The following is a 6,190-nucleotide window of genomic DNA, read 5'->3' on the forward strand; positions in this document are numbered from 1 at the left end:
GCTGTCCTTAGTACGAGAGGACCGGGATGGACACACCGCTGGTGTACCAGTTGTTCCGCCAGGAGCATCGCTGGGTAGCTACGTGTGGTCGGGATAAGTGCTGAAAGCATCTAAGCATGAAGCCCCCCTTGAGATGAGATTTCCCTTTGCTTTAAGCAAATAAGATCCCTCAGAGACGATGAGGTTGATAGGTCCGAGGTGGAAGCGTGGTGACACGTGGAGCTGACGGATACTAATGGATCGATGACTTATCTATCTGATCAATATCGTTCGTGAAAAGACTCTTCCTTTTTCATTCTTGAATGTTTCCTTACCCAGTTTTGAGGGTTTTCAAAAAAAATGAAATTACCCCTTGATTTTTTCTCTAAAGGACAATATAATATATCTTGTCCCTGAAAACAGAGATCAAGAGATCTGGTGATGAAGGCGAAGAGGTCACACCTGTTCCCATGCCGAACACAGCAGTTAAGCTCTTCAGCGCCGATGGTAGTCGGGTTTATCCCCGTGAGAGTAGGACGTCGCCAGGTTTCCAAACATTCCAACGTAGCTCAGTGGTAGAGCAATCGGCTGTTAACCGATCGGTCGTAGGTTCGAATCCTACCGTTGGAGCCATAATGGAGAGTTGTCCGAGTTGGCCGAAGGAGCACGATTGGAATTCGTGTAAACCGTTACCGCGGTTTCGAGGGTTCGAATCCCTCACTCTCCGCCATCTTCTATTGGCCCGTTGGTCAAGTGGTTAAGACACCGCCCTTTCACGGCGGTAACACGGGTTCGAATCCCGTACGGGTCACCACTTACCGGAGGATTAGCTCAGCTGGGAGAGCACTTGCCTTACAAGCAAGGGGTCGCAGGTTCGAACCCTGCATCCTCCACCATAACAAAAACTATATAATGAATTCTTATAAGAGTTCATATTATCGCGGGGTAGAGCAGTCTGGTAGCTCGTCGGGCTCATAACCCGGAGGTCACAGGTTCAAATCCTGTCCCCGCAACCAAAATGGTCCGGTAGTTCAGTTGGTTAGAATGCCTGCCTGTCACGCAGGAGGTCGCGGGTTCGAGTCCCGTCCGGACCGCCACTTTAAATCTAATACATAGTTTGGCTCGGTAGCTCAGTCGGTAGAGCAACGGACTGAAAATCCGTGTGTCGGCGGTTCGATTCCGTCCCGAGCCACCATCTAAAAGCCGGCCTAGCTCAACTGGCAGAGCAACTGATTTGTAATCAGTAGGTTGGGGGTTCAAGTCCTCTGGCCGGCACCATCTGAAAGTTTTTCAGCGTGGAGGGATAGCGAAGTTGGCCAAACGCGGCGGACTGTAAATCCGCTCCCATCGGGTTCGTAGGTTCGAGTCCTACTCCCTCCACCATTTATTTTAAATCAAATAGGGGTATAGTTTAATGGTAAAACTACGGTCTCCAAAACCGTCAATGTGGGTTCGATTCCTACTACCCCTGCTTTTAAATATGGCGGTTGTGGCGAAGTGGTTAACGCACCGGATTGTGGTTCCGGCATTCGTGGGTTCGATTCCCATCAGCCGCCCCATTAAAATATATAAAGAAAATTCTAATATTGGGCCATAGCCAAGCGGTAAGGCAACGGTTTTTGGTACCGTCATGCGCTGGTTCGAATCCAGCTGGCCCAGCCACTTTAATTGCGGGAGTAGTTCAGTGGTAGAACACCACCTTGCCAAGGTGGGGGTCGCGGGTTCGAATCCCGTCTCCCGCTCCAATGAAATTCACATATTCAATCTAACTTGAATATGATACAATCGTAATTGAACGTGATATGGCGGCATAGCCAAGCGGTAAGGCAGAGGACTGCAACTCCTTTATCACCGGTTCGATTCCGGTTGCCGCCTCCATAGACAAATGCCGGTGTGGCGGAATTGGCAGACGCGCACGACTCAAAATCGTGTTCCTCACGGAGTGTCGGTTCGACCCCGACCACCGGTACTAAATTTATAAAACGTCAATTACAGAAGAATTAAGTAATATCAACGTTTTTAACGTCTTTCTACAGTAATGTAGGAAGGCGTTTTTTCTTGTTTTAATGGCTTCTATTCACACGACAATATAACTTCAAATCGTGTGCACTAATCGTGTTCACAGAGGAAGGGGAATTGTCAAAATGGCTAGACGTAAAAATACCTTAGACGAAAAGGAATTGGCTATCCTAGAAAGCGAAACAAAGTCACATGTAGAATCATTCGAGGAAGCAATAAATTTATTTGTTCAGGATTGTGAGTTACGAAATTTAAGACCACACACTATAAAATATTACACGAATGAATTTAGTGCTTTTCTGAATAACTTAAGAGATCAAGGAATAGATACTCAGCTATTAAAGCCGTACAACTTTACTGAGGAACACGCAAAGGAAAATGTAATATTGTACATGAAGAATTATAAAGGGAACAGAATAGTTACTATCAATACTCGCCTAAGGGCTTTACGTGCTTTGTTTAACTTTCTTTCTAAACAGAAGCATATCCCTAAGAATCCTTTTGAGAATATTAAGCTTTTAAAAGATAGGAAAACGGTAATAGCCACCTTTACTAGAGAACAGTTAAAGAAGCTATTTAAACAGCCAGATTTGAAAACTTTTACTGGGATTAGGGATTATACAATAATGATGTTAATGCTTGAGAGTGGAATACGTGTAAATGAGTTAGCAGGTCTTTCGCTGAACGATATAAGGTGGGAAGATGATCTGATTTGCATTAGGAACGCTAAAAGTTACCGTGAACGGTTAGTACCTATTCAAAATGAAATGAAAAAACAGTTAAAGAAATATATTGCAATACGTGGTTATGTGGAAACAGAAGCTATATTTGTGACGGTTGACGGTACTAGGCTTACTAAGAGAGGTATTCAACAAAGGATTATTAAATATGGTGATATGGCAAAAATAAAAGATGTTAGATGTAGCTGTCATACATTCAGGCACACATTTGCAAAGCTAAGCGTTCAGCAAGGGGCGAATATATTTGAGTTACAAACTATTTTAGGGCATACCAGTATGGAAGTAGTAAAAATATATGTGAATCTGTTTGGTAATGATGTTAGAGAGAGTCATAAAAAGTTTTCTCCACTAAAAGTATTACATTGACTATCATAATGAACATTCTTAAGCCTTTAGAGTTTTTTACTCTAGGGGCTTTTTTTTGTGTCCTAAAATACCTCACTGCTGCTAGTGATTAAATGTGGAAGCGGATCGGTTGGTTGTGCCTATATAAATGGACAGAAAAAGAAGTAATCATATGTCCTATTATTCAACTTATCCGCAAGTGCATCCATGTAAGGACAAAAGATAGGAGATGAAGAAATGTTAGTAAAAAAACCAACTCACACGAAAATAAACGTTATAGATTCAATTATGGGAAGCGGAAAAACAAGCTGGGCTATTCAGTATATGAATAATAGTCCCAGACACAAAAGGTTTATTTATATCACACCGTTCCTAAATGAAGTTAAACGTGTCATAGATTCAACAGACAGAGAGTTTACACAGCCCCAAAATGAAAATGATGGCACTAAATTGGATGATTTTAACAGTTAATTTTAGGTGGATATGACATTGTTTCAACTCACGCACTTTTTCAGCGTGTAGACACTGAACTGATTGATCTGATAGAGATGCAAGGTTACATCTTAATATTAGATGAGGTCATGAATGTTATTGATCAAGTAGGAATATCTAAAGATGATTTGAATGTACTTACATCTACTAAATCAAACGGGGAAGAACCTATGATAACTATTGATGATAAAGGATTTGTTCATTGGAACAGTGAGGAATATTTTTATGGACATTTTGAACAAATTCGAAACCTTGCCAATGCTAATAACCTAATGATTTATGAGAACACAGCAATGTACTGGCTGTTTCCAGTCTCAGCTTTTAGAGGGTTTGAGGAAGTCTATGTACTTACCTATATGTTCAAGGGACAAATCCAAAGTTACTATTATGATCTTTTTCAAGTGGATTACACATATTATTCCGTAGCGAAAATGGATGGCTATTATAAATTGGTTGATTACATTCCTTTACACAAAGAAGATAAACGTCATTTGAGAGAACTAATTCAAATCTATCATTCTGCCCCTACTGATAAAACAAATTTAAATAAGATGGGCGAAAAACATTCTGCTTTTAGCAAAAGTAAATTAACCAACTTAGTTGGAAATACAAATCAACAAAAACTCTTAAAGAATAATGGATTTAATTTCTATCATAACAAAGCAAAGGTTCCCAGCAATGAAGTTATGTGGACAACATTCAAGCAATTCGAGAAAAGGGTGTGTCCTAAAAATTTAAAGAAACAATTTGTTGCTGTAACAGCGAGGGCTACGAATGACTACGCAAATAAGTCTACTTGTATTTACTTCGCAAACCGTTATATGAATCCAATAACAAAAAAATTCTTTAGCAGTAAAGGCGTTAGGATAGATGAGGAATTATTTGCTTTATCTGAATTACTTCAATGGCTGTTTAGAAGTAGGATAAGGAAAGGAGAGTCGATCTATGTTTATATTCCTAGCAGAAGAATGAGGACATTACTAGAAGAGTACCTAAGTAATAATCTATAAGTAATTTAGAGAATGTTAGTGAAAAGTGCTATTCAAAAAAAGGTATAAAGGATTGCTGTAAACGTTGATATATCAAGGTTTTTGGGATATTCCCTTATAAGAAAGAACTAAAAAAGTATAAATAACTTACGTCCCTATAACACTCCATGTGATAGCTAAAGCTACCACACTCCATGTTATTAGGGCGAATATAATTGGTTGGGCGGTAGCCCAAGCACACGAAGCGTAGCTGAGTGTATATCTTTAAATAACTTGGTTTCTAATACCACAGATTTAAATATAGAGGAGGATAAAGTAATGAGTTTCAACAATGTTAAGCTAGAGGACAAAGATGTTTATAAAATATTGTTTTTAAATAGGGTGAAGGGTTTGAAACCTTATCAAATAGAAGAAAGGTTTCCTGTATCTAAAATGACCATTAAAAGTATTGTGAATGGCAAGAGTCGTAAAGATTGCTATTTTGCATTTCTAGACTTTGAATATAGGCAACCTAAGAAAGTGAAGACCTTGTTTGAGTAGATTATTCTCCTGTATTACCGCTTACCTGTTGTGCAAAGTTGTGCACTGTGAAAATAAAAAAATGCACAATCCCAGGCAGGGCAAGGTTTGAAAGTGGTCAAAGGTAAAGTATGCACAAATCAATAAAAAAAGACGATTACCTTTTTACGGTGTCGTCTTTTCTTCTCTATATTCTTTTAATCTTCTTTTAAAAGTTGCTACACTACACCCTGCGAATTCTGCCGCTTTAGGTTGAGACATTGCCCCCGCTTCAACTTGTTCAATAGCATGTAATAAAGAACCTTCTATAGTGTATTTTTTAGACTTTCTGCCGAACTTAACACCCTTATCTTTAGCATCCTTAATTCCTTCCTGAGTTCTTTCAAGTATCATTGAACGTTCAAACTCAGCAAATGCCCCTAGTACGTTAAATAACAATTTAGTCATAGGGTTTTGCATGGTTTCCACAGTAAACATACCCATGTTAAGGATATTCACCGCTACGCCTCTGTTAGTTAAGTCTGTGACGATCTTTTCTAAATGTGAAAGAGAACGTGCAATACGATCAGCTTTGGTTACTATAAGTGTATCCCCAGCTTTAATTGCATCTAATGTTCTAGTTAATTCTTTTCTATCAGCTTTAGCACCGCTGATTTTTTCTTTGAATATCTTTGTAGCCCCTGCCTCTTTAAGTGCTTTAACTTGTATGTCTAATTCCTGCCTGTTAGTACTGACTCTTGCATACCCAAAAATCATTGTTTAATAGCCCCTTTTTCATGTGATCATTTGATACGACTTTGGATAGGCTACACTTGATTGGACAGTTTCGTTAAGGTCCGGTACACTTTACTAAATATTTCAGTCGAGGAGAGCGGACCATGACCAAAAGAAACCGTCGTACGTTTACGGAGGAATTTAAGAAACAGATTGTTCAGCTTTATGAGAATGGTAAATCTAGAAAAGAAATTATTAAAGAGTATGAATTGACTTCTTCTTCTTTTGATCGATGGATCAGTCAGTATCGGCAATCCGGTTCATTTAAAGAAGAAGATAATCGCACACCTGAACAAAAAGAACTCATCAAGTTACGTAAAGAGAACCAGCGAC

The 6,190-nt window shown here is 39.4% G+C and carries 6 protein-coding genes, 15 tRNA genes and 2 rRNA genes; 22 read left to right on the plus strand and 1 reads right to left on the minus strand.

The window, feature by feature from the left end:
- The 21 genes from BLW54_RS20100 to BLW54_RS20195 form a co-directional block, all read left to right on the plus strand.
- Positions 1–256, plus strand: a 23S ribosomal RNA gene (locus BLW54_RS20100); the annotation flags it as partial.
- A 157-nt stretch (positions 257–413) separates the two neighbouring features.
- Positions 414–527 (plus strand): 5S ribosomal RNA (rrf, locus tag BLW54_RS20105).
- Between the two features lie 10 nt (positions 528–537).
- Positions 538–612: transfer RNA gene (locus BLW54_RS20110), tRNA-Asn, on the plus strand.
- 4 nt (positions 613–616) lie between these two features.
- Positions 617–709: transfer RNA gene (locus tag BLW54_RS20115), tRNA-Ser, on the plus strand.
- A 9-nt stretch (positions 710–718) separates the two neighbouring features.
- Positions 719–793 (plus strand) — tRNA-Glu (locus tag BLW54_RS20120).
- 6 nt (positions 794–799) lie between these two features.
- A tRNA-Val gene (locus BLW54_RS20125) sits at positions 800–875 on the plus strand.
- Between the two features lie 43 nt (positions 876–918).
- Positions 919–995, plus strand: a tRNA-Met gene (locus BLW54_RS20130).
- Between the two features lie 4 nt (positions 996–999).
- Positions 1,000–1,076 (plus strand) — tRNA-Asp (locus BLW54_RS20135).
- 22 nt (positions 1,077–1,098) lie between these two features.
- A tRNA-Phe gene (locus BLW54_RS20140) sits at positions 1,099–1,174 on the plus strand.
- A 7-nt stretch (positions 1,175–1,181) separates the two neighbouring features.
- Positions 1,182–1,257, plus strand: a tRNA-Thr gene (locus BLW54_RS20145).
- A 19-nt stretch (positions 1,258–1,276) separates the two neighbouring features.
- Positions 1,277–1,362: transfer RNA gene (locus tag BLW54_RS20150), tRNA-Tyr, on the plus strand.
- A gap of 17 nt (positions 1,363–1,379) precedes the next feature.
- Positions 1,380–1,450, plus strand: a tRNA-Trp gene (locus tag BLW54_RS20155).
- Positions 1,451–1,462: 12 nt separating this feature from the next.
- Positions 1,463–1,538: transfer RNA gene (locus BLW54_RS20160), tRNA-His, on the plus strand.
- 28 nt (positions 1,539–1,566) lie between these two features.
- Positions 1,567–1,641, plus strand: a tRNA-Gln gene (locus tag BLW54_RS20165).
- An 8-nt stretch (positions 1,642–1,649) separates the two neighbouring features.
- Positions 1,650–1,724, plus strand: a tRNA-Gly gene (locus BLW54_RS20170).
- A gap of 59 nt (positions 1,725–1,783) precedes the next feature.
- A tRNA-Cys gene (locus BLW54_RS20175) sits at positions 1,784–1,857 on the plus strand.
- Positions 1,858–1,866: 9 nt separating this feature from the next.
- Positions 1,867–1,948, plus strand: a tRNA-Leu gene (locus BLW54_RS20180).
- Between the two features lie 175 nt (positions 1,949–2,123).
- Complete coding sequence (locus tag BLW54_RS20185) at positions 2,124–3,104, plus strand: tyrosine-type recombinase/integrase (protein ID WP_074736537.1); 981 nt, start codon at positions 2,124–2,126, stop codon at positions 3,102–3,104.
- 216 nt (positions 3,105–3,320) lie between these two features.
- Entirely contained in the window at positions 3,321–3,554 is a 234-nt protein-coding gene (locus BLW54_RS21260) for a hypothetical protein (protein ID WP_341853326.1), read from the plus strand.
- A gap of 110 nt (positions 3,555–3,664) precedes the next feature.
- Positions 3,665–4,585: a YonV family putative phage-derived protein gene (locus BLW54_RS20190; protein WP_341853327.1), complete on the plus strand. Its 921-nt coding sequence runs from the start codon at positions 3,665–3,667 to the stop codon at positions 4,583–4,585.
- Between the two features lie 297 nt (positions 4,586–4,882).
- Positions 4,883–5,104, plus strand: a complete 222-nt coding sequence (locus BLW54_RS20195) for a hypothetical protein (RefSeq protein WP_074736538.1) — start codon at positions 4,883–4,885, stop codon at positions 5,102–5,104.
- 144 nt (positions 5,105–5,248) lie between these two features.
- Here BLW54_RS20195 and BLW54_RS20200 read toward each other — a convergent pair whose 3' ends face one another.
- Complete coding sequence (locus BLW54_RS20200; RefSeq protein ID WP_074736539.1) at positions 5,249–5,839, minus strand: recombinase family protein; 591 nt, start codon at positions 5,837–5,839, stop codon at positions 5,249–5,251.
- 122 nt (positions 5,840–5,961) lie between these two features.
- On the opposite strand from BLW54_RS20200, the gene BLW54_RS20205 reads away from it, so the two are divergent.
- A partial coding sequence (locus BLW54_RS20205) for a transposase (RefSeq protein ID WP_139254233.1) occupies positions 5,962–6,190 on the plus strand: 229 nt, incomplete at its 3' end.

This window comes from Halobacillus karajensis (genome assembly GCF_900108515.1).
Lineage (GTDB): Bacteria > Bacillota > Bacilli > Bacillales > Halobacillaceae > Halobacillus > Halobacillus karajensis.